The organism is Dyella thiooxydans (assembly GCF_001641285.1).
GTDB lineage: Bacteria > Pseudomonadota > Gammaproteobacteria > Xanthomonadales > Rhodanobacteraceae > Dyella_A > Dyella_A thiooxydans.
Genome location: NZ_CP014841.1, coordinates 2278933 through 2304547, shown reverse-complemented (window position 1 = coordinate 2304547; position 25615 = coordinate 2278933). Strand labels below are relative to the sequence as shown.

Sequence of the window (25615 nt, the reverse complement as noted above, 5' to 3'; positions counted from 1 at the left end):
TTGGGACGGCGTCTACCGACGCCGGAACAGGGGCGGCAAGTCTCGGGTTCGGGCACCTGGCAGGGCTGGCGCGCAAACCCACAAGCTGTGGAAGGGTGAGGTGAACATGAGCACTACAGGGGGCATCGGCAAGGAACGCGGCTATACCGGCCTGATCGTTCTGCTGCTGATCTCGATCGGTTTGGCGGCCGTGGACTTCGTGCTGCTCAACCAGAAGAACGCCGAGGATCGCGAGGCGGTTGGCCTGACCACGCAGATCCAGGTGCTTTCGCAGCAGACCGCGAAGTACGCGATCGAATCGGCGGACGGTAACGTCAATTCCTTCCAGGAGCTGGCCAGCACGCGCAATGCCATCGACTCGGCGGTGCAGCGGTTGACCAAGGGCGATCCTGCCGGCGGCATGCAGCCATACGCGGACAACAACACCTCGCCGGCCGGCCGGGCGGTGACCGCACTGCAGAATGCCTGGTCCCAGCTCGACGGCGATATCGGCAAGATCCTGTCGAACAAGGCGGTCGTGCTCGATTCGGCGAGTCGCGCCGACACCCTGTCCAAGCAGATCCCGCTGCTCAACTCCAGCACCGAGCAGGTGGTGAACATCCTGCAGCAGCGCAACGGCAGCGCCGACCAGATGCTCGGTTCGTCGCGCCAGATGCTGGTGGCCGACCGCATGATCCGCCGCGTGCAGGAGGTGCTGCAGGGCGGCGACTCCGCGCAGTCGGCCGCAGACGGCCTCGCCCGCGACGCCCAGCTGTACGGAACGGTGCTCAACGGCCTGCTGGAGGGCGACAGCGCCGCCGGCATCCGGGCGATGAACGACGCCAACGCGCAGAAGATCCTCAAGGGCATGCAGCAGAGCTGGACCCAGCTGCAGGACCCGGTGTCCAAGCTGGTGTCCGCCGCCGGCAACATCATCGACGTGAAGAGCGCCGGCAACCAGGCTTCGCTGGACTCGCAGAACGTGCTGCTGCGCGCCAACGAGCTGGCCGACCAGATCGGCAAGCTGCCGCTGCGGCGGCTGTTCCCGAACCTGTGGTGGGGCATCTTCGGTGCGATCGGCACCGTCGCCTTCGCCCTGCTGCTGGTGTTCCAGCTGGTGCGCGACCAGCGCCGCCGCTTCCAGGACTCGGCCGAGCTGAACCAGCGCAACCAGGAGGCGATCATGCGCCTGCTGGACGAAATGGGCTCGCTCGCCGAAGGTGACCTCACGGTGAAGACCACCGTGTCGGAGGACATCACCGGTGCCATCGCCGACTCGGTGAACTACGCCATCGACGAGCTGCGCACCCTGGTGACCACCATCAACGAGACCTCCGAGCAGGTGTCCTCGTCGGCACAGGAAACCCAGACCACTGCCCGCCAGCTGGCCGAATCGGCGCAGGCGCAGGCGCAGCGCATCAGCACCGCGACCTCGGCGATCAACGAGATCGCCAGCTCGATGGACGGCGTGTCGAAGGATTCCGCCGAGTCGGCCGAAGTGGCCGAGCGCTCGGTGCAGATCGCCTCGCGCGGTGCCGAGGTGGTGCGCGAGACGATCTCGGGCATGGACTCGATTCGCGACCAGATCCAGGAGACCTCCAAGCGCATCAAGCGCCTGGGCGAGTCGTCCCAGGAGATTGGCTCGATCGTGGAACTGATCAACGACATCGCCGAGCAGACCAACATCCTCGCCTTGAACGCGGCCATCCAGGCGGCGTCGGCCGGTGAAGCCGGCCGCGGTTTCGCGGTGGTGGCGGACGAAGTGCAGCGACTGGCCGAACGCTCGGCGAGCGCGACCAAGCGCATCGAGACGCTGGTGCAGGCGATTCAGTCCGATACCAACGAAGCGGTGAGCTCGATGGAGCAGACGACCGCCGAGGTGGTGTCCGGGGCCCGCAAGGCCGAGGACGCCGGCAGCGCGCTGGGCGACATCGAACGTGTGTCGCACGATCTGTCGGCACTGATTCAGAACATCTCCACCGCGGCGCGCGAGCAGTCCGCGGCGGCGACCGACATCTCCCAGTCGATGAACGCGATCCAGGAAATCACCTCGCAGACTTCGCAGGGTGCCAGCCAGACCGCGGACTCGATCGGTTACCTGGCGCAGTTGGCGAGCGATCTGCGCCGCTCGGTGGCTCACTTCAAGCTGCCGGGTTGATTCGGGCATTCACGACAGGGGGCAACCTCGCCGGTTGCGCTATGCCTTAAAGGCGCAGCCGCAGAGAGGGGCGCATGAGACTTCAAGACCACATCGATTTCACCACCCTGCAGTGGGTCAAGCCCGAGCTCGACGACACGCTCGCGGCCGCCCGTGACGCACTGGAGTCGTACGTCGACAATCCGGGCAACCGGGATGCGATGCGCTCGTGTGCGGACAGCCTGCACCAGGTGCACGGCACCCTGCAGATGGTCGAGCTGTACGGCGCGGCGATGGTTGCCGACGAAATGGAGACGCTCTCCATCGCCCTGCTCGAGGACCACGTCGCCGAACGCGAGGAAGCCTACGCCGCGCTGATGCGCGGACTGATGCAGCTGCCGGACTACCTCGAACGCCTTTCCAGCGGGCATCGCGACGTGCCGGTGGTGCTGCTGCCGCTGCTCAACGATCTGCGCGCCAGCCGCAAGGTGGCCGCGCTGACCGAGGTGGCGTTGTTCAGCCCGCGGCTGGACAATCCGCTGCCGGCCGAGGCGCCGCCGGCGGTCAGCGAGGCCCAGGCACATGCGCTGCGCAGCCGGGTCGCCGACCTGCGTCTGCGTTTCCAGCAGCATCTGCTCGGCTGGTTCCGCGGCCAGAATCCGGCCCAGCAGCTGCAGGGCATGCGCGACACCCTCAACGCCATCACCGGTTGCTGCCACAGCACCGCCGGTCGCCGGCTGTGGTGGATCGCCGCCGGTACCGTCGAAGGTCTCGAGCAGGGTTGCCTGAAGGAACAATCGGCCGAAGTACGCCAGCTGATCGGCAAGGTCGATCGCAGCATCCGTCAGATGCTCGAGCATGGCGAGGAAAGCCTGCGTGGCGGCGATGCCGACGATCTGGCCCGGAAGCTGCTGTTCATCGTGGCGCAGGCCAAGCAGCGCAGCCCCCAGATGGAGCTGCTGCGCAGGACCTACGCGCTGGACAGCCTGCTGCCGGACGCCGCGGAGCTGGAGCACGCGCGTGGCTCGATGGCCGGCCACAACCGGGCACTGCTCGATTCGGTGTCGCGGGCGCTGAAGGACGACCTGCTGCGCGTGAAGGAGGCGCTGGACCTGTTCCTGCGCCAGAGCGACGCCGACCCGTCCCAGCTGGCCGCGCAGAGCGAGGTGCTTGAGCGCGTCGGCGACACACTGGGCATGCTGGCACTCACCGTGCCGCGCCGGGTGGTCAACGAGCAGCGCCGCGTGCTGGAGGAAATCGCCAGCCGCATGCGTGCACCGGAAGACGAGACGCTGCTCGATGTCGCGGGCGCACTGCTCTATGTCGAGGCGTCGCTGGACGATCACATCGAAAGCCTGGGCAGCAACGAGGACGAGCTGGCTTCCGACGCCCAGGCAGCACCGACGCTGCCGCGCAGCGAGGCCCGTCATATCCTGTCCACGCTGATGCAGGAGGCCACCTCCAACACCACGCGCGTCAAGGATGCGATCGTCGGTTTCGTGGAATCCGGGTGGCAGCACCAGCACCTGAAGGACGCGCCGGCGCAGATGGACGAGGTGGCCGGCGCCCTGCGCATGCTCGCCAACAGCCGCCCGGCCGAACTGGCCGAGGGTATCGGTCGCTTCATCGGCAACGAGTTGCTGGTCGACCGCCGTGTACCCGGCAGCGCCCAGATGGATCACCTCGCCGACGCGCTGGCCGCGCTGGAGTACTACCTCGAAGCAGCGCGTGAGCATCGCGGTGGACTCGAGCACATCCTCGATGTCGCCGAACACAGCCTGCAGATGCTCGGTTACTGGCCTGTGCCGCCGGCACGCGAGCCGCTGGTCGCCGAAGTGGACGAAACCGACGGTGTCGCCGTTGGCGACCACGGCGCGAGCGAAGTTCCCTCCGCGCTGGCCGGGCTCGACGAAGAGCTGGCATCCCAGCCGGCACTTTCGGAATCGGTCAGCCTGGCCGGTGGCGATGATCTTGGGGCGCTGCTCATCGGTGAGGCCTCTGCGCCCGCCGAGCCGGCAGACGACGTGGCCGGTCTGCGCCTGGCGGAGACCGAGCACTCGGTGATGCCCGGTGACACGACACCGGATGGCGGCGACGAGTGGGTGGAGGTCGAGGAGGAGGTCGTCGAGCAGCAACAAGCCTCCGATCCGCTGGCCTCCCAGGCCGGTTTCCAGGACTCCTCCGACGGTATCGACGACGACATCCGCGAGATCTTCCTGGAGGAGATGCAGGAAGAGATCGACAACCTGATCAAGGCCGAGCAGGCCTGGCTGGCCGATCCGTCCCAGATTGCCGCGCTGACTCCGATCCGCCGCTCCTTCCACACCCTCAAGGGGTCCGGCCGGCTGGTCGGCGCGAGCGTGCTGGGCGAGTTCGCCTGGCGCGTGGAGAACATGCTCAACCGGGTGCTCGACCATACCGTCGAGCCGCACGAGGGGGTCGTCGCGGTGGTGCGTCACGCCATCGAGGCGCTGCCGCAACTGCACGTGGCCCTGCGCGGCGAGGGCATGCCGACTGCGCCGCTGAGCGGGATCATGAAGGCGGCCGATCAGGTTGCCGCCGGGGAGCACCCGGATCTGGCCGACCTGCTGGCCACCCGCAGCGAGACGGTTCGCCGGGTCGTGCGTCGCCGCGTGCCGAGTTCGGCCGCTGCCGCCGCCGAGATTCCGGCGGCCGCGCTGACCCATGTGGAGGATTCCGCGCCGCCCGCGACCGCCGCACCGGAAGAGAGCATTCCGTTGCCGGTGCTTCCCCCGGTGGACTCGGTCCTGCTGGAGATCCTGCGCAGCGAAGTGGCGCAGTACCTGCAGACGATCCGCTCCTACGTCAGTCGCAGCAGCGACGAGCTGCGCGTGGAAGACGGCCTGTTGCGCGCGGTGCACACGTTGCACGGCGCGATCGCCATGGTCGACATCCCGCTGCTGACCCAGTTGCTGTCGCCGCTGGAGAGCCTGCTCAAGCGCCTGCGCGCCGCGCGGGTTCCGCTGTCTTCGGAAGGCGTGCACCTGTTGGCGCAGTCGGCCGATGCGGTGGATCAGGTGATGGCGCAGTTCGATGCCGCCGATCCCCAGCTGCCCGATTGCGACACGCTGATCGCGCGACTGACCGAGCTGCGTGACGCCCAGCCCGAGCCGCAGGTGGCCCACGCGGTATTCGATGCGCACGAGGACGAGGAAGCACACGAGGAAGAGGCCGCCGCCACCTCCGCGGAGGAGGCGGAGCGCGATCAGGCACTGGAAGACGCCCATCACGACCAGTTGGCCAGCGAGATGCTGGCGGCGCTGGACGCCTTCGACCCGCGCGGACAGGCCGAGCCCACGCCGGAGCCGCCGGTCGCGCCGCCTGCCGCCGAGGACGATTTCGCGTCCATGTTCGCCGGGCTGGTCGACGGGCGTGAATTCGGCGAGACGCCGGAAGCCGCCCCGGCCGACGCTGTGTCCGAGAGCACAGCGCCCGCCGCCGACGAAGTCCTCGAGTCTTCCGGCTCTGCCGATATGGCGGAGCTGGACGACGGCGCCGGATCGAGCGAGGCCCCCGAAGCCGTTGAGCCCGATGCCACGGAGCCGCAGGAGTCCATTGGCCAGTTCGACCAGGAGCTCGCCGCGGAGCCTGTCGCCGAGAGCGAGCCTGAAGCCGAAACTGAAGCTGAGGTTGAAGCAGAGGCTGAGACTGTCGATGCCCGCGAGCCGGAGTCCGTCGCCGAGTCGGCGCCCGTCGCGATCGAGCCGGTGCCCGACGCCGGCGAAAGCGAGGACGAATCGGGCGAACTCTGGCATGGCGACATCGATCCGGACCTGCTGGAAGTGTTCACCGAAGAGGCGCGCGAGATCCTCGACCACGCCGACGGTGCGCTGGCCGAGTGGCGCGCCGATCCGGGCGACCTGGCCCAGGTCCCGGTGCTGCAGCGCGACCTGCATACGCTCAAGGGCGGTGCCCGCATCGCTGGCTTCGTGCCGGTGGGCGACCTGGCGCACGCGATCGAAACGCTTCTCGAGAAGCCGATCAGCGGCGATCCGGAGCAGGCGGCGGCGCTGATCGGTGCGCTCGAGGGCGGCTTCGATCAGCTGCACGCGCTGGTGCAGCGGATTGGCCAGAACAAGGGCATCCGCTACCCGCAGGCCATGATCGACCGGCTGCTCGTCCTCGCCGGCGAGGAGGCCCTCGTCGAACGCGAAGAGGCGCCGGCGGCTGCCGCGCCGGTGTCCGCGCCGACCCCGGTTCCGGCGGCGGAGAACCTGCCCGAACTGCTGCCCGACGTGGCCGCCGAAGGCTACGACGAGTCGCGCTCGCCGCAGGAACAGATCCGCGTCCGCGCGGAGCTGCTCGACAACCTGGTGAACCACGCCGGCGAGGTGGCCATCTACCGCTCGCGCCTGGAGCAGCAGGTTGCCGGCTACCGCTTCAACCTGGTCGAGCTGGATCAGACCGTGGTGCGCCTGCGCAGCCAGCTGCGCATGCTGGAAATCGAGACCGAGGCGCAGATCATCGCGCGCTTCCAGCGCGAGCACCGCGAAGCCGGCATGGCGGTGTTCGATCCGCTCGAGCTGGACCGCTTCTCGCAGCTGCAGCAGTACTCGCGTGCGCTGGCCGAGTCGGTCTCCGACCTTGTGTCGATCCAGAGCATGCTCGACGAGCTGACCCGTCAGTCCGAGACGCTGCTGATCCAGCAGTCGCGCGTGAGCGCCGACCTGCAGGAAGGCCTGCTGCGCACCCGCATGCTGCCGTTCGACACGATGGTGCCAAACCTGCGTCGCACGCTGCGTCAGGCGGCACAGGAAGAAGGCAAGCGCGCCCAGCTGTTCGTCGAGGGCGCGCACGGCGAAATGGACCGCAACCTGCTCGACCGCATCAAGGCGCCGTTCGAGCACATGCTGCGCAATGCGATCGCCCATGGCATCGAGTCGCCGGAAGACCGCCGCAAGGCCGGCAAGCCGGAAGAGGGATCGGTACGCATCCGCGTAGCCCGCGAAGCCACCGAGGTGGTGATCCGTGTCACCGACGATGGCCGTGGCCTGAACCGCGAGGCGATCCGCAAGCGCGGCGTCGAGCGCGGCCTGCTGCGTGCCGAGGCGAAGCCGAGCGACGACCAGCTGCTCGCCCTGATCACCCAGCCGGGCTTCTCCACCGCCAGCGCGGTGACCCAGCTGGCCGGTCGCGGCGTGGGCATGGACGTGGTGGCCAACGAGATCAAGCAGCTCGGTGGTTCGCTGTCGATCGAGTCGCAGGAGGGCAAGGGCACCACCTTCGTGCTGCGCCTGCCGTTCACGCTCGCCGTGACCCAGGCGATCCTGGTGCGCATCGGCGAATCCACGTTCGCGATCCCGATGACCTCGGTGCAGGGCGTGGCCCGGATCACCCCGGACGAGCTGGCGATCCATCTGGCCTCGGACGAGCCGTCGTTCCTGCACAACGGCGAGGACTACGGCATCCACGACCTGGCCGAGCTGCTCGGCCTGCCGTCGAGCTACGCCGCGGACGAGCCGCAGCTGCCGCTGCTGCTGACCCGTGCCGGCGACCTGCGCGCGGCGATCCGCATCGATGCGGTGATCGGCTCACGCGAGATCGTGGTGAAGTCGGTCGGCCCCCAGGTGAGTTCGGTGCCCGGCCTGCTCGGTGCCACCATCATGGGCGACGGTTCGGTGCTGATGATTCTCGACCTGCCGCCGCTGGTACGCCACGGCATCGCCCGACGCGAGCAGCGCCTGGCCGAGGGTCTCGCGCCGGTGATGGCACCGGTGGTGGAGGAGGTCCGCACCAAACCGCTGGTGATGGTGGTGGACGACTCGATCACCATGCGCAAGGTCACTGGCCGCGTGCTCGAGCGCCACGACTTCGAGGTCAACACCGCGAAGGACGGCGTCGACGCCCTGGAGAAGCTGCACGAGCAGCGGGTGCCGGACCTGATGCTGCTGGATATCGAGATGCCGCGGATGGACGGCTACGAGCTGGCCGAGCACATGAAGGCGGATCCGCGTCTGCGCGATGTGCCGATCATCATGATCACCTCGCGTACCGGCGAGAAGCACCGCCAGCGCGCGTTCGATCTCGGTGTGGACCGCTACCTCGGCAAGCCCTATCAGGAGGTCGACCTGCTGGCGCAGATCCACGAGATACTGGAGCAGAAGGCGATGGAGCTGGCCAATGGCTGAAGGTACGGCCGTCGTCCTGCTGTTCGGTGACACGGATCTTGGGGCGCTGCTGCGCGACGTGCTGCAGGAGCGTGGCGCCCGCATCGTCCACGAAGGTGGCCCCGACGAGCTCGATCGCGCGCTGGTCGAGCGGGTCGGTGCCGACGTCGTGGTCATCAACCTGGGCGACGACGTCGACGAGGTGATGGACCGGCTCGATGCGGCGATCGAGGGAGACCACCCGCGGGTGGTTTTCAACGAGGCCGAGTCCAGCCGTACGCTCGATGGCTGGGCGAGGGCGCGCTGGGCGCGTCACCTGGCGGCCAAGGTGCTGGCCAGTCAGGACGTCGATCCGCCGCGTCCGCCGGGCGTTGTCGACGTTCCCGCCACGGAATCGTCGGAGGCGATGCAGTCCGGCATGCACGGGGCCGGGGACGCCGCGGAAGACGAGAGCTCACCCAGCGGCCATGATGCCGAAGTCGCTGCGGAGTCCGAATCGCTCGAGGCGGAACTGGAGGCGTTGCTTTCGGGCGAGCCGCTGCCCGGCGACGATCCGGCTGCGGGCGACGCCGCCACGGCGACCGCGCCGGTCACGGCTTCGCAGCCACCGGAAGGGGACGATGCGCTGGACGACTTCGAGCTCGATGAGCTGCTGCTCGATTCCCACGACCATCCGCCGCTGTACGACGGCAATTTCACCGATGGCGTTGCCGAAGCGACCCCGCAGGAGAGTCCGGCATCGCCTGCCACCGATGGTGTCGATGATGGCCTGATCGAGGACGTGCTGCGGCTGGCCGATGCGGATGATGACAGTCCCCACGCCGTGCAGGCAGCGCCGCCGGCCGGTGGCGCCGCCGAGCTTTTCCAGCGAACCGACAGCTGGTCGCTGATCGACGATGAGGATACCGTGGGGCCGCCGCCGCTTCCGGCCTCGCCGAAGCCTTCGGCCGACGAATTCGGGATCGAGAAGATCAGCGCGCTGGATTTCCTTGCGCCAGAGTCCGGGGACGAGGCACTGCACGTCGAGCCACGCATGACGCTCGAGCTGGTGTCGATGGAAGAGGCGGTCGCGCCGAAGCCCTATGAACCCGTCGGCGGCGGCGAAATGATGCTCGAGGAGCTCAGTGGCGGACTCAGCCGGGTCGTGCTGCTGGGTGCGACGTTCGCCAGCCACGATTCGGTGCGCTCGTTCCTGTCGCAACTGCCGGCGGGCATGCGGGCGACGATCATCCACGTGCAGCACCAGGGCGATCGCCCGGTGGACGAGCTGCTCCAGTCGCTCGCTCCGTCCTGCCCGCTGAACAGCCGCGTTGCGCAACAGGGCGAGCAGGCCCGGGCCGGCGATCTGATCGTGGTGCCCGCCGATCACCAATTGCGCGTCACGCGCGATGGCCGGATGGAGCTGAAGCCGGCGCAGGCGACGCCCTCGGCGACGCCCTCCATTGACGCGACTTTCAGCGCCCTGGCCAACGTGTTCGGCGTGGACGCATTGGCGATCGTCTTCGCCGGGCAGGCCAACGATGCGGTAGCGGGCTGCCAGGCCGTGCATGATCGCGGCGGCCGGATCTGGGTGGAGGATGCCCCGGGCGAACATTTTGCCGACATGGTCAGCGGAGTGATGGCCGAGCACCTGGTCGACTTTTCCGGTACGCCGGCCGAACTGGCGGCGCGCCTGATCGAGGAATACTGATGAGCGAACAGCCCCTACCGCGCGAGATCCGCTGCGTGCTGGTGCCGGCCGGCGACCTGCGCCTGCTGCTGCCGAACGCCACGATCGCCGAAGTGATCACCATGCCGGCGCTCGAGCCGCTCGAGGGTGCCCCTGAGTGGGTGCTCGGACGCATCGCCTGGCGCGGCTGGAGGGTACCTCTGGTGGCTTTCACCAAGCTGGCCGGCGCCGGCGAAGGCGACCAGGAGCTGGCCGTTCGCGTCGCCGTGCTGAAGGCACTGGGCGACAACCCGGAACTGCCGTTCATCGCCGTGGTGACGCGGGGCTTCCCCCGCCTGACCACACTCAACGCCGAACTGATCATTCCCACCCACGATGGCACGGCGCTGCCCCCCGGCGTGCGCGCCCAGGTGCTGGTGCGCGACGATCTGGCGGTGATTCCCGACCTGGAGATGCTCGAGCGCGAACTCACCGGCGTGCTCGTCTCCGAGGCCTGAGCCGGCGACAGTGCTCGTGGACGGCGCGCCCTCGGGGCGCGCCGTTCGTCTTTCCGCGATCAGAGGTCGCCGTGCAGCGCCTGCAGTGCGGCCAATGCCGCCAACCCCGCGGTCTCCGTGCGAAGGATGCGCGGACCCAACTGCAGTCCGCGGAAACCGTGTGCCGTGAGGCTGGCGACATCGCGTTCGCCCAGACCACCCTCCGGCCCCACGACCAGAATCGCCCCTGCGGCAGGTGGTGCCAGATCGCGCCCGCGCCCATCGCCCTCCGGCAATAGCGCGAGCCGCAGGGCACCGTCATCCGGGAGCGTGCTCAGCCAGGCCGTCAGTGGCAGGGGGGCGACGATGCGCGGCAGGACGGCTCTCCCGCACTGCTCGCAGGCGCTGGCGATCACCGCCTGCCAGTGCGCCAGCCGTTTGGCGGCCCGTTCGCCGTCCAGCTTTACCTCGGAGCGCTCGGTGATCAGCGGTACGATCGCCGATACGCCCAGCTCGGTGGCTTTCTGCACGATCAGGTCCATCTTCTCGCCGCGTGCCACGCCCTGGGCGAGCACCAGTGGCAGCGGCGATTCGCAGGTGACCGGTGCGCGGCTCTCCACGGCCACCGTCACCTGCCGCTTGCCCACCTCGGCGAGGCGCCCGGCGTAGTCGTGGCCGTCGCCGTTGAACAGCACCACCGGCTCGCCGGCGGCCAGTCGCAGCACGCGTGCGACATGCTCGGCCGCCTGCGCCGGCAGCGTGACCGCGGAGCCGGGTGCCAGGGGCTGTTCGACGTGGATACGAATCGTGCGCATGAAGGGGCCCGGAAAAGTTCAGCGTGCGAGCGCGTGTTCGATGCCCGCGAGAGCGGTGTCGACCAGGTGATCGAGTTCCGCCTGCGTCGTGACGTAGGGCGGCATGAAATAGACGATGTTGCCGAGCGGACGCAGCAGCGCCTCGTGCTCCAGGCCGTAGAGGTAGACCTCCAGTCCGCGCCGCTCGCCGGCCGGGAAAGGCGTGCGGCTGGCCTTGTCGGCGACCAGTTCGACCGCGACGATCATGCCTGTCTGGCGCACGTCGGACACGTGGGGATGGTCGCGCAGCGGCGCCAGCCGCCCGGCCAGATGCGCAGCCAGTGCGCGGTTGCGCTCCAGCACCGGCTCGTCGCGGAAGATCGCCAGCGTCTCCAGCGCCACCCGGCAGGCCAGCGGATTGCCGGTGTAGCTGTGCGAATGCAGGAACGCCTTGCCGGCGCTGTACTCGGCATAGAACGCTTCGTAGACGTGGTCGGTGGTGAGCACCACCGCCAGCGGCAGGGTGCCTGCGGTGAGGCCCTTGGAGAGGCACATGAAATCCGGCGACACGCCGGCCTGCTCGCAGGCGAACATCGTGCCGGTGCGGCCGAAGCCCACCGCGATCTCGTCGGCGATGAAGTGCACGTCGAACTCGTCGCACAGCGCGCGCAGGCCGGTGAGGTAGTCCGGGTGGTACATGCGCATGCCGCCGGCGCACTGCACCAGCGGCTCGACGATCACCGCACAGGTTTCGTGCGCGTGCCGCTCCAGCAGCATGCGCAGTTCGCCCAGCCGGCGCGCGGCGATCTGCTGCGGGGTCTCGCCGGGCTCGCCTTCGTAGGTATCCGCCGAGGGTGCCAGGATCGGCGTCAGCAGCAGCGGTGCGTAGGTCTTGCGATACAGCGCCACGTCGCTGACGGACAGCGCGCCCAGGGTCTCGCCGTGGTAGCTGCCGGTCAGCGCGATGAAGCGGGTCTTCTCGCCGTGGCCCCGGTTGAGCCAGTAGTGGAAGCTCATCTTCAGCGCCACTTCGATCGCCGCCGAGCCGTTGTCGGCGAAGAACACCCGTTCCAGCCCCGGCGGCGTGATGCGTACCAGTTCCTCGGCCAGGCGGATCGCCGGCTCGTGGGTGAAGCCGGCGAAGATCACGTGCTCGAGCTGGGTGGCCTGGTCGGCCAGCGCCGCGGCGATGCGCGGGTTGGCGTGGCCGAACAGGTTGGTCCACCAGGAACTGATGCCGTCGAGGTAGCGGCGGCCGTCGGCATCGATCAGCCAGGCGCCTTCGCCGCGGACGATCGGCAGCATCGGCACGCGTTCGTGGTCGTGCATCTGGGTGCAGGGGTGCCAGACGTGGCGGAGATCGCGCGCGGCGAGCGCGCGGTTGCTGCGGTCGTGCTTGTTCATCCGGCTATGATCGTGGGCCGGCGCCGGGCACTCAAGCCGCGGCGCCTGTTCCGTTTCCGGAGTCCGGCCCGTTGAAGTGGTGGAAAGTCCTGCTGCTGTGCCTCGCGACGCTGCTGCTGGCGCTCGCGCTGCTGGTGTGGTCCGCACCGGCGCGCTGGGTTGCGCCCTGGCTCAATGCACGCATGCACGGCGTTGCGCTGCGCGGCGTTTCCGGCAGCGTCTGGGATGGCCACGCGGAGGCGCTCGTGGCGGCCGACGGCACCGATCTGGGGCGACTGCGCTGGACGCTGTCGCACCGCGCCCTGCTGGGTCGGCCGCAGGGCAGTGTCGAGCTCGCCGGGTCGATGCTCGATGCACAGGGCGGTTTCGTCCGAGAAGGCGACACGCTGCGCTGGCATGACGTGCGGCTGCGGCTGGCGCTGGATCACCTGATACCGCCGCCGGCCACGCCGTTCGGACGGCCGCGGGGCGAGCTGCGCGGCCAACTGGCACATGCCACCCTGCGTGGCGGCTGGCCGGTATCGATGGATGGCGACCTGCGCTGGCAGGACGCGGCAGTCGACGGTGCGGATGGCCTTCTGCCGCTGGGCAACCTGGCAGCGACGATCACCGCCCGCGCGGGGGTGATCCAGGTGAGTCTGCAGGATGAAGGGCAGGGGCCGCTGCGGCTGGACGGACACCTCCAGGCCAGTCCGCTGGGCTGGCGTCTGCAGGCCGAGCTGGCGCCACGCGGCGACCATCCTGCGCTGGCCCGCTGGCTGGCCCGCTTCGGTCCACCGGACGCCCAGGGCGTCATTCACCTGCAGCGCGGTGCCGGACTCGGCGCCGTCCCCGCTTCCAACGGAGTCTCCCGATGAGCCACCTCGATCTTGCCCCCGCGCTGGCCGCTGCCCGCGAAGCCGCTGCCGCCGCCGCCGAGGTGATTCTGCACTACTGGCAGCGCGGCGTGGCCGTGGAGCTGAAGTCCGACGACACCCCGGTCACGGTGGCCGATCGCGAGGCCGAGCTGGCGATCCGCGCCATCCTCACCAAGGCACTGCCGGAAGCGGCGATCTACGGCGAGGAGTTCGGCCTGGAGGGCAGCGACCAGGGCCTGCTGTGGCTGGTCGATCCGCTGGACGGCACCAAGAGCTTCGTCCGCCGTACGCCGTTCTTCTCCACCCAGATCGCGCTGATGCACGCCGGCGAGCTGGTGCTTGGCGTCTCCAGCGCGCCGGTCTACGGCGAAACGATGTGGGCGCACACCGGCGGCGGTGCCTGGCTGGACGGCAGCCGGGTGCAGGTCGGTCCGGCGGCGACGATGGCGCAGGCGGCGATCTCCACCGGCAACATCAAGACGCTCACCGGCGACGGCCGCTGGGCCGCGCTGGGCCAGATGATCCGCGACAGCAACCGCATCCGCGGCTACGGCGATTTCTGCCACTACCACCTGCTGGCGCGTGGCGGCGTGGACCTGGTGATCGAGTCGGACGTGAACATCCTCGACGTGGCGGCGCTGGCGGTGATCGTGCGCGAGGCCGGCGGCGTGTTCACCGACCTGGAGGGTGCGCCGCTCACGCTGGATACGCGCAGCGTGCTGGCCGGGGTGCCGCCGCTGCACGCCGAGGCGCTGGTGCGGCTACGCCGTTGAGCCGCAGCCGGGCGACAGGCGACCGGCTACAATCGGCCAATGGCCAAGCTCCCGATCATCCATGCCCGGCGCGATGTCGCGCAGAGCACCTTCCTGCGTGCCGAGCAGCTCGACCTGGAGTTCTCCAACGGCGAGCGGCGCATCTACGAGCGGCTGAAGTCGCATGGCCTCGGCGCGGTGATCATCGTGCCGATGATCGACGCCCGGACGGTCCTGCTGGTCAATGAGTACGCCGCCGGTCTCGGTCGATACGAACTGGGATTGCCCAAGGGGCGGCTGGATCAGGACGAGACGGTGGAGCAGGGTGCCGACCGCGAGCTGAAGGAAGAAGTGGGCTACGGTGCGCGCAAGCTCACCATCCTGCACCACCTGTCGCTCGCGCCCGCCTACATGACCCACATGGCGCACGTGGTGCTGGCGCAGGACCTGTATCCCGAACGCCTGCAGGGCGACGAACCGGAGGAACTGGAAGTGGTGCCCTGGAAGCTGGATGAACTGCATACCCTGATCGCCCGCGACGACGTCACCGAAGGGCGCTCGATCGCCGCCCTGTTCATGGCGCGCGAATACCTCGCCGGCCGGTTCGAGCGCTCATGAGCGCCGCGCCTTTTTCCCCGCTGCTGGCCCGTGTCGCGGCGATCGCCCGCCAGGCGGGCGAGGCGATCATGGCGGTCTACGCCGGCGACTTCGACGTGGAGCACAAGGACGACCGATCGCCGCTGACGGCCGCCGATCTCGCCGCGCAGACGGTGATCGCCCAGGGCCTGGCGGCGCTGGACGAGGTGCTGCCGGTGATCTCCGAGGAAGCCCGCGCCAGCGACTGGGAAGTGCGAAGGGGCTGGGATCGATACTGGCTGGTCGATCCACTCGACGGCACGCGCGAGTTCGTCAAGCGCAACGGCGAGTTCACCGTGAACATCGCGCTGATCGACCACCATCGCCCGGTGCTCGGCGTGGTGCTGGCGCCGGCGATGGACGAGGTTTATGCCGCCGAGCGCGGTGGCGGTGCGTGGATGCGCCGCGACGACGAAGGCTGGCTGCCGATGCGCAGCCGGGCGCTGTCCGACCCGCCGGTGGTGGCCGGCAGCCGCTCGCACGGCGGCAGCGATGCGGTGCTGCTCGAGCAGTTGCTGGGCGGCCCGTTCACTACGCTGGCGATGGGGTCGTCGCTGAAGTTCTGCCTGATCGCCCGTGCCGACGCCGATCTCTACCTGCGCCGCGGCCCGACCAGCGAGTGGGACACCGCCGCTGCGCAATGCGTGCTGGAAGAAGCCGGTGGCGCGGTGCTCGACCTGGAAGGCATGCCGCTGCGTTACAACCGCGGCGAGTCGCTGCTCAACCCCGAGTTCGTCGCCGTCGGCGACTCGGAAATCGATTGGGCCGAGCGCCTGGCAAGAGCTCAGGAGTGAGTGGAGGGGAGCGAGGTGTGAGTGGAGAGGAGTGAGAATTGAGAGAGCAGGTGTCCGGTGTTGATGCTGTTTCCTTGACTCGCATGCGGATGCGACGCTCCACTCTCACCCCTCACTCCTCACTCCTCTTCACTCACTTCTCCCCACTCATGACTCAACGCCACAGCCTCGACGATCTGCTCGCCATCATGGCCCGCCTGCGCGATCCGCGGGGCGGCTGCCCGTGGGATCTGCAGCAGGATTTCGCCACCATCGCCCCGTACACGATCGAGGAGGCCTACGAGGTCGCCGACGCGATCGATCGGCGGGACTGGTCCGACCTGCGCGACGAGCTCGGCGACCTGCTGCTGCAGGTGGTGTTTCATGCGCAGATGGCGCGTGAGCGGGGATTGTTCGGGTTTGCCGATGTCGCGCATGCGATCAGCGACAAGATGATCCGCCGCCATCCGCACGTGTTCGGCGACGTCGCCTACGATGACGTCGAGGCGCAGAAGGCCGCATGGGAGGTGATCAAGGCCGGGGAGCGTGCGGCCAGGGGCGAGACGCACGATGCCAGCGCGCTGGCCGGCGTGTCGCGCGGCCTGCCGGAGTGGAAGCGGGCGCAGAAGCTGCAGGAAAAGGCCGCCCGGACCGGCTTCGAGTGGCCGGATCCGGCGCCGGTGCTGGACAAGCTGGCCGAAGAGGTCGAGGAGGTGCGCGCGGAGTTTGCCGCCGGCGCCGATACCGGACGGCTGGAGGACGAGATCGGCGACGTCGCCTTCATACTGGTCAATCTCGCCCGGCATGCGGGCGTGGATTTTTCGCAGGCCCTGCGCCGCGCCAACGCCAAGTTCGAGCGGCGCTTCCGGCGCATGGAGGCCTTGGCGGAAGAGGCGGGCCAGCGGCTGGACCAGCGCGACCTGGCCGCGCAGGAACTGCTCTGGAACGCCGTCAAGCGCGAAGAGGATCGCGGCGGCCAGGCGTAGGACGCAGGTATCGTCCGCACCCGCACCCGCACCCGCACCCGCACCCGCACCCGCACCCGCCGCCGCTGTCCGCTGCTTTACCTGCCGCCGCCATCCTTTGCCGCCTGCCCCTGCTTCTGCTGCCAGCGCGCGCGCATCTGTTCCATCTCGGCCCGATGCTTCGCCTCGTTGGCCAGGCTCTCGTCGAGGCTCTTGCGCATGGTCGCGATGGCGGCATCGAGATTGGTCGGCTGCGCCTGCACGCGCGCCAGTTGGTGATAGGCGTAGGCACGCACCCGTGGATCCTGCGACCGGGCCAGCACTTCGTTGTACACGGCGGCGAGGTCGCGGGTGCGGCCGGCCTGGCGGTACAGGTGCTCCAGTCCGCGCAGGTCGGCGATCACGCCGCTGCCTTCGCCACCCATCCGACGCATACCGGGACCGTGGTGCATCCAGTCGCCGTGCCGGCCCGTGCCGGGTGCCCCCGGCAAGCCATGCGGACCGGCCATCGGTGCAGGCGGAGCCGAAGGCGTCTTGTCCTGCGCGAAGGCGAGGGATGCGCCGCCCGCGATCAGCAGGGTCAGGGTGGAAGCGAGCAGGGTCTTGTGCTGCATGGGGATCTCCACGGGAATGCGTGGACGTCATGAACGTGGTGCTTCCGTCGCCGTTGACCGGTCGCAGCGATTGCAACCTTTCGGCGCCGGGGTGCATCTGAGCGGGGTATTCCTTCCACCGGAGATCGACATGCGCCACCTCCTGCTGTTCGCCGCCCTGCTCGCCCCGCTGCCCGTGCTGGCGGCCAACCAGTGCAAGTACGAGGCGCCGCGCCAGCTGCACGACGACCTGAAAGGCGTGCGCAGCGTGCAGATCGCCGTGCATGCCGAAGACCTGCACGTGACGGGCAGCCCGTCCGCCACGGCGCTCACCCTGGATGGCCGCGCCTGTGCCTCCAGCAAGGACGTCCTCGACAGCCTCACGGTGGAGTCGCACCGCGACGGCGACCAGCTGATCATCGAGCTGGCCCGTCATGAGGGCATGCACTTCAACCTGTTCGGCAGCTCGTACAGCAGCCTGGACGTCAACGTGCAGCTGCCGGCCGGCATGCCGCTCACCGTGGCCGTGGGCTCGGGCGACGCCGATGTGAGCGACGTGCAGCAACTGGACAGCCAGGTCGGCTCCGGCGACCTGCACGTCAAGCGCATCGCCGGGCGCTTCGCCACCAGCGTGGGCTCCGGCGATGTCGACGCCAACGACGTCGGCAGCCTGTCGATCGGCTCGGTCGGTTCGGGCGATGCCCGCATCGACGGCGTGCGTGGCGATGCCCGCGTGGGCAGCATCGGTTCGGGCGATGTGACCCTCGAGCGCGTCGGTGGCAGTGCGCGTGCCGATACGCTCGGCTCGGGCGACCTCAACGTGCGCGATGTCACCGGTGATCTTTCGCTCGGCGCCAAGGGCAGCGGCGATGTCGACTACAGCGGCGTGAAGGGCAAGGTCAGCGTGCCCCGCGACGACGACTGAGCCGTCGGCCTCAGGCCAACCAGCGCGCCGTCAGGTAGACCAGCGGCGCGCACACCATCAGGAACGGGATCGACACGCGGTGGAATTGCCGCAGGCCCTGCGGCAGGCGCGCCAGCCGCAGGGCGATCAGGTTGGCCAGTGAGCCGACCACCAGTCCGAAGCCGCCGACGTTGACGGCGGTGGCCAGGGCGAGCGGATCGTGCGCACGGTCCAGCAGCAGCACGGTGGCCGGCACGTTGCTGATCACCTGGGAACCCAGCAGCCCGCCGAGGAACAGGGTCAGCGGCTGGCCGAAATCGAAGCGATCCAGCACTGCGCCTACCACGGGCAGCGCGGCGAAGTGGCCGAGCCCGGCGAAGATCGCCGCGAAGGTCGCCAGCAGCGGCCAGTCGATCCGCTTCAGGCTGTCGCGCGCCAGCAGGGCGAACGGCAGCAGCAGGCCGAGCGCGCCTTCCAGCGCCAGCCCGTGTTCCATCATCAGCACCATCGAGGCCAGCGCCACCAGCGACAGCACCGCCAGCGGCGGGAACAGCGGCCGGCTGTCCAGGGCATTCCGGTCGAGCTCGACCCGGCCTCCCGGCAGCCACAGCGCGGTGAGCGCCAACAGCAGCAGCGACGCCAGCGCCGACGCCGGCGCCATGCCCTGAACGAAGTGCAGGAACGGCAGGTGCGAGGACTGCCACAACAGCAGGTTCTGCGGATTGCCGATCGGGCTCAGCATCGATCCGGCGTTCACCGCCAGCGCCTCCAGCACCACCATGCGCGCCAGCGGCAGGTTGGACAGGCCGGCGATGGCGACGGTCAGCGGCACCAGCAGGAACAGGCTGACGTCGTTGGTCAGGACCATGGCCAGGATCTCGGCGCCGGCCACCAGCATCAGTCCCAGCCCACGCAGCGAGTGCGCGCGGGTCACCAGCACGATCGCCGCCCGCTGCACCAGGCCGCTGTCGCGGATGCCCTGGATCGCGATCATCAGCCCCATCAGGCCGGCCAGGGTCGGCACCTGCAGCCAGTCCTGGTAGCGGTCCAGCGGCTGCGGATCGGCCAGCGCGAGCAGGATGGCGAGCGAGCCGAATGCGGCCAGCAACCACTCGGTGCGCAGCCAGGGCAAGAGATGCGACGCCAGACGGTCGCGCAGGAATCTCACCACCCGCTCAGGCCCTCGACGGCATACACCTGCTGCCAGCTCGGGCGGGCACGGATCAGGTCGGCCAGACGGGCCAGTGCAGGCCACTGGCTGGCCGGGCGCGGCATGTTGCGCGACCAGCGCATCAGCATCGCCAGCAGCAGGTCTGCGGCGCTGAAGATGTCTCCAAGCAGATAGGGGCCTTGCGCGGCCAGCGCGCGGTCGAGGTAATCCCACACGCCCTCGATCTTCGCCGCCAGCGCTGCTCGGACCTGCGGCGGATGCTCGGCCGAGCCCAGCTCCGGCGGGTAGAACCAGAAGCGGAACGTCGACATCAGGGTGTTGCTCAGATAGACCAGCCACTGCTCGAAGGCATCGTGGGCGGCCGTGCCGGGCGCCGGGGCGAGTCCGGCTTCCGGATGACGGTCGGCCAGCATCATCAGCAGTGCGGCGGACTCGTGCCGGGGCTGGCCGTCGATCACCAGGGTCGGCACCACGCCACGCGGGTTCAGTGCGAGATACGCCGGGTCGCGCTGCGCGCCGCGCTCGATGTCCACGAGCTTCAGCTCGAACGGCGCACCGCTCTCGATCAGGGCCATGTGCATCACCATGCTGGCGGTGCCGGGGGAGTAGTAGAGGGTGTACACGGCCTGCTCCGGGCGGGGGAATCCGTCGATGGTGGCTGGCGGCTCAGCCCTCGCGCAAGAGTCGCATGGGCGACGTGCGGGTCACCCGCCGCGTGCCCGCCAGGCCGAGCAGCATCACCACGACCGCGGCAACCAGCGCGTCCAGCGCCAGCGCACCCAGCGGCGGCACGAAATGCTCGATGTGGAACACCGCGCGCCCCAGCCACCAGCCGGCTCCGGCTGCACCGATCGCCGCAGTCAGTCCGGCCACCGCGCCGAGCAGGGCGAACTCGCAGGCCGCCGCCACGCGCAGTTGCCCCCGCCGGGCGCCCAGCGTGCGCAGCAGGGCCGCTTCGTGCCGGCGTTCGGCGGCGCTGGAGGCCAGCGCCGCGGCCAGCACCAGCGCACCGGCGAGCAGGCTGAAGCCGAGGATCCAGCGCACCGCGTTGCTCACCCGCTGCACGATCTCGCGCACCCGGTCGAGCAGCGAGTCGACGTCGACCAGGCTGAGGTTGCTGTAGTCGCGTGACACGCGTGCCAGACCGTCCGCCTGGCTGCGTGGCAGATAGAAGCTGGCCAGCCAGGTGTGCGGCAGACTGTCGGCATGCGCCGGGTCCAGCAGCAGGAAGAAGTTCACCCGGAACGAGCTCCAGTCGACCTGACGCACGCTGCTCACGGTGGCGTCCAGGCTGCGCTCGCCGATGGTGAAGCGCATCGTGTCGCCGAGCTTCAGGTGGAACATGTCGCGCCACATCGTATCCACCGAGACCTCGGCGTGTGTCGGCTGCGCAGCGAACCAGGTACCGGCGACCACCTGGTTCGATGGCGGCAGCGCGCCTGCCCAAGACACCCGCAGCTGGCGGTCGATCCAGTCCTTCGCACGAGGGTCGGCGAAGTTCAATTGATCCGCCGGCACGCCGTTGATCGCGGCGAGCTTGCCGACCGCCAACGGCAACATGTTCAGTTCCCTTGCGCCCAGCTTCTGCAGGGCGGCGTCGAAGCCGGCACGCTGGTCGTCCTGCAGGTTCAGCACGAACCAGTTCGGCGTGTCTGCGGGCAGTTCGCGGCGCCAGCCATCCAGCAGCGAGGGCGCGACCACGGCGAGCAGCAGCAGGGCGACCAGGCCCAGGCTCAGCGCGGTGGCCTGGATCAGGCTGAGGCCCCGGCGCCGGGCCAGCGCGGCGAGGCCGAGGCGAAGGGCGGGATGCGCGCCGGGCGCCACGCGCCGTGCCAGCCACAGCAGCAGCGCCGCCAGGGCGGCGGCGAAGGCGGCCACCCCGAGCAGGCTGGCGGCGAGGATGCCGGCCATCTTCAGCGAATCGCTCTGCAGCCAGATGAGCACGGCGGCCACCGCCAGCGGCACCAGGTACAGCACGTCGAAGCGACGTACGCGGCGGGCCAGGCTGGCACGGAACACCGCCACCGGCGGTACGTCGGCCAGCCGCGCCAGCGGCGGCAGGGCGAAGCCGGCCAGCACGGCCAGGCCCACCGCCGCGGCGGCGAAGGCAGGTAGCAGCGGCAGTGTGGTCGGCACGTTGCCGAACAGCTGGCTGGCCACCAGCCAGGCCCCCTGCGCCAGGGCGAGGGTCAGGGCGATACCCAGCATCACGGCCGGCAGCGCCAGCGCGCCGAGCGTCCCGAGCAGCAAGGCCAGCACGCGGCGTCGTGGCGTGCCCAGGGCGCGCAGCAGCGCCACCTCCGGCGTCTTGCGGCGGGCATAGCGCTGCGCCGCCAGGGCGATCGCCACGCCGGCCAGCAGCGCCGAGAGCAGGGCGGTCAGGCGCAGGAAGGCGCTGGCGCGGTCGAACGCGGTACGCATGCGCTCCTGGGCCTGTTCCGGCGTGATCAGCTGGGCTCCTTGCGGCAGCGTCTGGGCCTTGGCCCAGCGCCGCCAGCGCTGCACCTGGTCCGGCTCACCGGCCAGCAGCAGGCGATGTCGCGCGCGGCTGCCGACACCGAGCAGGCCGGCCGCTTCGGCGTCGGCCAGGCTCATGATCGCCCGCGGCGCCAGCGCAAAGAGTTCGCCACCGTCGGGCTGTCGAACCAGTTCCGCGGCGATGCGCAGGTCGCGCCCGCCCACCTGGACGGTGTCGCCGATCTGCAGGCCCAGCGCGACCAGGGCGCGATGATCGAGGTAGACCAAGCCGGTGCCAGGGGCATGTCCCGTGCGTGTCCGGCCCTGCCGGTCGGCCAGTTCCAGCGTGCCGCGCAGCGGATAGGCCGCATCGGTGGCCTGCACGTCGAGCAACTGGCTGTGGCCGTCGTGGAAGGCGACGCTGGGGAAGCTGGCGACATGGTTGCTGCGCAGACCGTCGCGGCGCGCCTCGTCGACGAAGGTGGGAGGGAGCGCCTGGGGCGCGCTGATGCCGACATCGCCTCCGATCAGCTCCGCCGCGCTGGCCAGCAGGCCGCGTTCGATGCGGGTGGCCAGCGTGGCCACCACGCCGAGCGCAACCACCGCCAGCACCAGCGAGGCCGCCAGCGTGCGCAGTTCCGGCAGATGCCACTCGCGGCGCAGGCTGCGCAGGGCCAGCGGCATGATGTTCATGCGGTGGTGCCCTCGACCGCATGCACTACGCGCCCTTCGGCCAGTTCAATGCGCCGCCGGCAGCGCGCGGCAAGCGCGGCGTCGTGGGTGACCAGCACCAGCGTGGTGCGCCGGTCCTGGTTCAACGCGAACAGCAGATCGGCGACATGCCGGCCGGTGCGCTGGTCGAGGTTGCCGGTGGGTTCGTCGGCGAACAGCAGGCGCGGACCGTGCACGAAGGCGCGGGCGATCGCCACGCGCTGCTGCTCGCCGCCGGACAGCTGCGCCGGGTAGTGCCGTCGCCGCGGCGTCAGCCCGACCGCCTCCAGCGCGTCGCGCGCCTTTGCCCGCGCGTCGCGCGCACCCTCCAGTTCCAGCGGCAGCATCACGTTCTCCTCGGCGGTGAGTGCGGGGAGCAGATGAAAGGACTGGAACACGAAGCCGACCAGTCGCCGACGCAGGTCCGCGCGGGCTTCCTCGTCGAGCGTCTCCAGCGACTGCCCATCGAGGCGGATGTGGCCGCTGCTCGGCAGGTCCAGGCCGGCCAGCAGGCCAAGCAAAGTGGTCTTGCCCGAGCCGGAGGCGCCGACGATGGCGAAGCTCTCGCCCTCGCGCACCGACAGGCTCACGCCGCGCAGAATGGTCAGAACGCCCTCGGGGCCGCTGACCGACTTGCTAACATCGTTCGCCTCGAGCACTGGAGCGGATGGATCACTCATGCGTCGTTTCCTCTACGCCTTGGGCCTGCTGCTGTGGGGAATGGCCGTCGCCCATGCGGCGCCGACCCGGAGCGTGCTGGTGCTGGGGGACTCGCTATCGGCCGCGCACAACATTCCGGTCGAGTCCGGCTGGGTGAGCCTGCTGTACGGGCGTCTGGCCAAGATGGAGCCGCCGTGGCGCGTGGTCAATGCCAGCATCAGCGGCGAGACGTCGCTGAGCGGTCGCAACCATCTGCCGGGATTGCTGGCGAAGGAGCGGCCAGCGGTGGTGGTGATCGAGCTGGGTGCCAACGACGGCCTGCGCGGCCTGCCGCTCGATGCGCTGCGCGACAACCTCGCCGCGATGATCGACATGGCCCACAAGGCCGGCGCGAGGGTGCTGCTGCTGGGGATCGAGCTGCCGGTGAACTACGGGCCGCAGTATCGCGACGGGTTGCGCGCCATCTATGCCGATCTCGCCCGGCAGAAACACGTGGGTCTGGTGCCGTTCCTGCTCGACGGCGTGGCGCTCGATCCGTCGCTGATGCAGGACGATGGCCTGCATCCCACGGCGGCTGGCGAACCGCGCGTCCTGCAGAACGTATGGCCGGCCCTTGGACCCTTGCTGCGCAAGGCTTCGCGTTGATTCCGTCCGTCCGTTTGACCGGCAGGTGAATGCGCGTCGAGGTCCTTCACATCGTGGTCACCGGGTCGCCCGCTAGCCTTTCACAAACGTGAAAACAGCAACTGCAGGACGAGCATATGAGCACACGTGACGAACAGGCTGGACTGGTGCTGCTGGTGGAGGACAACCGCCAGATCGCCGAGATGGTGGGTGAATTCCTGGAGCGCCGCGGTTACTCGGTGGATTACGCCGCCGATGGCGTCAGCGGCCTGCACCTGGCCGTGACCAACAGCTACGACGTGGTCGTGCTCGACCTGATGCTGCCGGGCATGGACGGCCTGGAGGTTTGCCGCAAGCTGCGCAAGGACGCCAAGAAGTCCACCCCGGTGTTGATGCTGACCGCGCGCGACACGCTGGAAGACAAGCTGGTCGGCCTGGAGGCCGGCGCCGACGACTACCTGGTCAAGCCGTTCGAGGTGCGCGAGCTGGAGGCCCGTCTGCGCGCCCTGATCCGTCGCGACCGCCGGCAGGTGTCGACCGAGGTGCTGACCGTGGGCGACATGACGCTGGACACCGCCACGCTGCGCCTGACCCGTGCCGGGCAGGAGCTGACCGTCTCGCCGATCGGACTGAAGCTGCTGGCGATCCTGATGCGCGAATCGCCGCGCGTGGTCAGCCGCCGTGACATCGAGCGCGAGATCTGGGGCGACACGCTGCCCGACTCGGACACCCTGCGCTCGCACCTCTACAACCTGCGCCGGGTGATCGACAAACCGTTCGACAAGCCGTTGCTGCACACCATCCATTCGGCCGGGTACCGCCTCGCCGACCTCGAGGCCGAGGTGGCTGCCGCCACACAGCCGGCTTGATGCGAAGGAGGCCGCGCCACTCGGCAACATCATGAAAAGCAGGGGTTCGACTCAGCTATCGGGGGCGTTTCGCAAAGGGGCTTTCCAGCGGCGCATCGCGGGTATCTTCGTGTTGCAGCTGGTAGCGCTGGTGATCTGCGTCACCTTGGGTATGTTCAGCATGGCGCCGGTAGGCGCCGTGCTTGTATTGATCGTCATCGTGACCGTGCTGGCCTGGATGGCGGCACGGCGCGAGTGGCGACCGGTCAGTGCACTGGCGCGGCTGGTGGAGGGGTGGGACGAACACCCGGACATCGCCGCGCTGTCGCCCGATCGCCTCGGACGCGGCACCGATGCCGACCTGGCCTCCCTGGCCGGCGGTCTGCACACTTTCGCCGAGCGCATCGCCGGTTACACCGAGCGCGAACGCAACTTCACCCGCGACGCCAGTCACGAGCTACGCAGTCCGCTCACGGTGATCAAGATGTCGGTGGACATGCTGGCCGAGGAGCAGTCGCTGAGCGGTTTCGGCGAGCGATCGCTGCAGCGGATCCGACGTTCGGCGCGGGAGATGGAGGCGCTGGTGGAAGCGTTGCTGATCCTCGCCCGCGAGAAGGACAACGGCGTCGACGACGAAGTGTTCGTGGTCAACGATGCGGTCGGCAGGGAGCTGGGTTTCGCCCGCGACATGCTGGCGGGGCGGCCGATCGAGTTCGAGCTGGAGGAGCCCGCGCGATTCGCCCTGGAGGGGTCTCCGCGGGTCTTCGCGGTGCTGTTCTGGCAGCTCATCCGCAACGCCTGTCAGCAGACCGAGCGCGGCCGCGTGGTGGTGACGGTCATGCCGGATGCGGTGGTGGTGGCCAACCGCACGGAGCCGACGCCGGCCGATGCCGGGGCCGGCGGCCCGGCCCGGCCGAACGCCGATCGCCACGGCTTCGAGCTGGCGATCGCACGGCGGATCAGCGAACGCTTCGCCTGGCCGCTGGAGCTGCAGACCCGCGCGAGCGGCGAGAACGTCGCCCGCATCCGCTTCCCGCAGGTGCAGGCGGCCTGAGGCTCCTGCGCGCGCCCGGGCGC

Annotated in this window: 20 protein-coding genes; 13 read left to right on the top strand and 7 right to left on the bottom strand. The window is 69.4% G+C overall.

What is annotated here, in order from left to right; translation table 11 throughout:
- Positions 1-106: 106 nt before the first annotated feature.
- From ATSB10_RS10550 to ATSB10_RS10535, 4 genes are all read left to right on the top strand, one after another.
- The gene (locus ATSB10_RS10550) at positions 107-2137 is read left to right on the top strand and encodes a methyl-accepting chemotaxis protein (protein ID WP_063672657.1); all 2031 of its coding nucleotides are present in this window, start codon (positions 107-109) and stop codon (positions 2135-2137) included.
- Positions 2138-2211: 74 nt separating this feature from the next.
- Positions 2212-8265 carry an Hpt domain-containing protein gene (locus ATSB10_RS10545; protein WP_063672655.1) on the top strand — a complete coding sequence of 2018 codons (6054 nt, stop codon included), beginning with the start codon at positions 2212-2214 and terminating at the stop codon, positions 8263-8265.
- Positions 8258-9934 (top strand): chemotaxis protein CheB, encoded by a 1677-nt coding sequence (locus ATSB10_RS10540; protein ID WP_063672653.1) that lies wholly within the window; start codon positions 8258-8260, stop codon positions 9932-9934. The genes ATSB10_RS10545 and ATSB10_RS10540 overlap by 8 nt, the downstream gene beginning before the upstream one ends.
- Positions 9934-10410: a chemotaxis protein CheW gene (locus tag ATSB10_RS10535; protein WP_063672651.1), complete on the top strand. Its 477-nt coding sequence runs from the start codon at positions 9934-9936 to the stop codon at positions 10408-10410. Before ATSB10_RS10540 ends, ATSB10_RS10535 begins: the two co-directional genes overlap by 1 nt.
- Positions 10411-10469: 59 nt before the next feature.
- Here ATSB10_RS10535 and ATSB10_RS10530 read toward each other — a convergent pair whose 3' ends face one another.
- Complete coding sequence (locus ATSB10_RS10530; protein WP_063672649.1) at positions 10470-11204, bottom strand: 16S rRNA (uracil(1498)-N(3))-methyltransferase; 735 nt, start codon at positions 11202-11204, stop codon at positions 10470-10472.
- 18 nt (positions 11205-11222) lie between these two features.
- Positions 11223-12587: an adenosylmethionine--8-amino-7-oxononanoate transaminase gene (locus tag ATSB10_RS10525; protein WP_063672648.1), complete on the bottom strand. Its 1365-nt coding sequence runs from the start codon at positions 12585-12587 to the stop codon at positions 11223-11225.
- 71 nt (positions 12588-12658) lie between these two features.
- Between ATSB10_RS10525 and ATSB10_RS10520 the strand changes: the two genes are divergently transcribed.
- The 5 genes from ATSB10_RS10520 to mazG all read left to right on the top strand — a co-directional run bounded on the left by ATSB10_RS10520 (position 12659) and on the right by mazG (position 16591).
- Positions 12659-13444, top strand: coding sequence for a type II secretion system protein N (locus tag ATSB10_RS10520; protein ID WP_063672646.1), 786 nt, complete (start codon positions 12659-12661; stop codon positions 13442-13444).
- Positions 13441-14217 (top strand): inositol monophosphatase family protein, encoded by a 777-nt coding sequence (locus ATSB10_RS10515; protein WP_063672644.1) that lies wholly within the window; start codon positions 13441-13443, stop codon positions 14215-14217. Before ATSB10_RS10520 ends, ATSB10_RS10515 begins: the two co-directional genes overlap by 4 nt.
- 39 nt (positions 14218-14256) lie before the next feature.
- Positions 14257-14814, top strand: a complete 558-nt coding sequence (gene nudE / locus ATSB10_RS10510; protein WP_063672642.1) for an ADP compounds hydrolase NudE — start codon at positions 14257-14259, stop codon at positions 14812-14814.
- On the top strand, positions 14811-15626 hold the full coding sequence (gene cysQ, locus ATSB10_RS10505; protein ID WP_063672640.1) for a 3'(2'),5'-bisphosphate nucleotidase CysQ: 816 nt from the start codon (positions 14811-14813) through the stop codon (positions 15624-15626). The genes nudE and cysQ overlap by 4 nt, the downstream gene beginning before the upstream one ends.
- A 149-nt stretch (positions 15627-15775) precedes the next feature.
- Positions 15776-16591 (top strand): nucleoside triphosphate pyrophosphohydrolase, encoded by an 816-nt coding sequence (gene mazG, locus ATSB10_RS10500; protein ID WP_063672638.1) that lies wholly within the window; start codon positions 15776-15778, stop codon positions 16589-16591.
- A 77-nt stretch (positions 16592-16668) separates the two neighbouring features.
- Here the strand turns inward: mazG and ATSB10_RS10495 are convergent, their stop codons facing one another.
- Positions 16669-17184: a tetratricopeptide repeat protein gene (locus tag ATSB10_RS10495; RefSeq protein WP_063672636.1), complete on the bottom strand. Its 516-nt coding sequence runs from the start codon at positions 17182-17184 to the stop codon at positions 16669-16671.
- A gap of 130 nt (positions 17185-17314) precedes the next feature.
- Between ATSB10_RS10495 and ATSB10_RS10490 the strand changes: the two genes are divergently transcribed.
- Positions 17315-18088: a DUF4097 family beta strand repeat-containing protein gene (locus ATSB10_RS10490; RefSeq protein ID WP_063672634.1), complete on the top strand. Its 774-nt coding sequence runs from the start codon at positions 17315-17317 to the stop codon at positions 18086-18088.
- A gap of 10 nt (positions 18089-18098) precedes the next feature.
- Here ATSB10_RS10490 and ATSB10_RS10485 read toward each other — a convergent pair whose 3' ends face one another.
- The 4 genes from ATSB10_RS10485 to ATSB10_RS10470 form a co-directional block, all read right to left on the bottom strand.
- Positions 18099-19238 carry an SLC13 family permease gene (locus ATSB10_RS10485; RefSeq protein WP_083966182.1) on the bottom strand — a complete coding sequence of 380 codons (1140 nt, stop codon included), beginning with the start codon at positions 19236-19238 and terminating at the stop codon, positions 18099-18101.
- On the bottom strand, positions 19232-19825 hold the full coding sequence (locus ATSB10_RS10480; protein ID WP_236886554.1) for a glutathione S-transferase family protein: 594 nt from the start codon (positions 19823-19825) through the stop codon (positions 19232-19234). The genes ATSB10_RS10485 and ATSB10_RS10480 overlap by 7 nt, the downstream gene beginning before the upstream one ends.
- 79 nt (positions 19826-19904) lie before the next feature.
- On the bottom strand, positions 19905-22388 hold the full coding sequence (locus ATSB10_RS10475; RefSeq protein WP_063672630.1) for an ABC transporter permease: 2484 nt from the start codon (positions 22386-22388) through the stop codon (positions 19905-19907).
- Entirely contained in the window at positions 22385-23086 is a 702-nt protein-coding gene (locus ATSB10_RS10470; protein WP_063672628.1) for an ABC transporter ATP-binding protein, read from the bottom strand. Before ATSB10_RS10470 ends, ATSB10_RS10475 begins: the two co-directional genes overlap by 4 nt.
- Between ATSB10_RS10470 and ATSB10_RS10465 the strand changes: the two genes are divergently transcribed.
- From ATSB10_RS10465 to ATSB10_RS10455, 3 genes are all read left to right on the top strand, one after another.
- On the top strand, positions 23085-23711 hold the full coding sequence (locus tag ATSB10_RS10465; RefSeq protein ID WP_063672626.1) for an arylesterase: 627 nt from the start codon (positions 23085-23087) through the stop codon (positions 23709-23711). The two genes, ATSB10_RS10470 and ATSB10_RS10465, sit on opposite strands and share 2 nt — an antisense overlap.
- Before the next feature lie 116 nt (positions 23712-23827).
- Positions 23828-24559, top strand: a complete 732-nt coding sequence (locus ATSB10_RS10460) for a response regulator transcription factor (RefSeq protein WP_017462726.1) — start codon at positions 23828-23830, stop codon at positions 24557-24559.
- Between the two features lie 109 nt (positions 24560-24668).
- The gene (locus tag ATSB10_RS10455; RefSeq protein ID WP_083966181.1) at positions 24669-25592 is read left to right on the top strand and encodes a sensor histidine kinase; all 924 of its coding nucleotides are present in this window, start codon (positions 24669-24671) and stop codon (positions 25590-25592) included.
- The last annotated feature ends 23 nt before the right edge of the window (positions 25593-25615 follow it).

Coding starts and splice junctions, on each gene's coding strand:
- ATSB10_RS10550 (WP_063672657.1), top strand. CDS start 107: ATGAGCACTACAGGGGGCATCGGCAAGGAACGCGGCTATACCGGCCTG.
- ATSB10_RS10545 (WP_063672655.1), top strand. CDS start 2,212: ATGAGACTTCAAGACCACATCGATTTCACCACCCTGCAGTGGGTCAAG.
- ATSB10_RS10540 (WP_063672653.1), top strand. CDS start 8,258: ATGGCTGAAGGTACGGCCGTCGTCCTGCTGTTCGGTGACACGGATCTT.
- ATSB10_RS10535 (WP_063672651.1), top strand. CDS start 9,934: ATGAGCGAACAGCCCCTACCGCGCGAGATCCGCTGCGTGCTGGTGCCG.
- ATSB10_RS10530 (WP_063672649.1), bottom strand. CDS start 11,204: ATGCGCACGATTCGTATCCACGTCGAACAGCCCCTGGCACCCGGCTCC.
- ATSB10_RS10525 (WP_063672648.1), bottom strand. CDS start 12,587: ATGAACAAGCACGACCGCAGCAACCGCGCGCTCGCCGCGCGCGATCTC.
- ATSB10_RS10515 (WP_063672644.1), top strand. CDS start 13,441: ATGAGCCACCTCGATCTTGCCCCCGCGCTGGCCGCTGCCCGCGAAGCC.
- nudE (WP_063672642.1), top strand. CDS start 14,257: ATGGCCAAGCTCCCGATCATCCATGCCCGGCGCGATGTCGCGCAGAGC.
- cysQ (WP_063672640.1), top strand. CDS start 14,811: ATGAGCGCCGCGCCTTTTTCCCCGCTGCTGGCCCGTGTCGCGGCGATC.
- mazG (WP_063672638.1), top strand. CDS start 15,776: ATGACTCAACGCCACAGCCTCGACGATCTGCTCGCCATCATGGCCCGC.
- ATSB10_RS10495 (WP_063672636.1), bottom strand. CDS start 17,184: ATGCAGCACAAGACCCTGCTCGCTTCCACCCTGACCCTGCTGATCGCG.
- ATSB10_RS10490 (WP_063672634.1), top strand. CDS start 17,315: ATGCGCCACCTCCTGCTGTTCGCCGCCCTGCTCGCCCCGCTGCCCGTG.
- ATSB10_RS10480 (WP_236886554.1), bottom strand. CDS start 19,825: ATGGTGATGCACATGGCCCTGATCGAGAGCGGTGCGCCGTTCGAGCTG.
- ATSB10_RS10475 (WP_063672630.1), bottom strand. CDS start 22,388: ATGAACATCATGCCGCTGGCCCTGCGCAGCCTGCGCCGCGAGTGGCAT.
- ATSB10_RS10465 (WP_063672626.1), top strand. CDS start 23,085: ATGCGTCGTTTCCTCTACGCCTTGGGCCTGCTGCTGTGGGGAATGGCC.
- ATSB10_RS10470 (WP_063672628.1), bottom strand. CDS start 23,086: ATGAGTGATCCATCCGCTCCAGTGCTCGAGGCGAACGATGTTAGCAAG.
- ATSB10_RS10460 (WP_017462726.1), top strand. CDS start 23,828: ATGAGCACACGTGACGAACAGGCTGGACTGGTGCTGCTGGTGGAGGAC.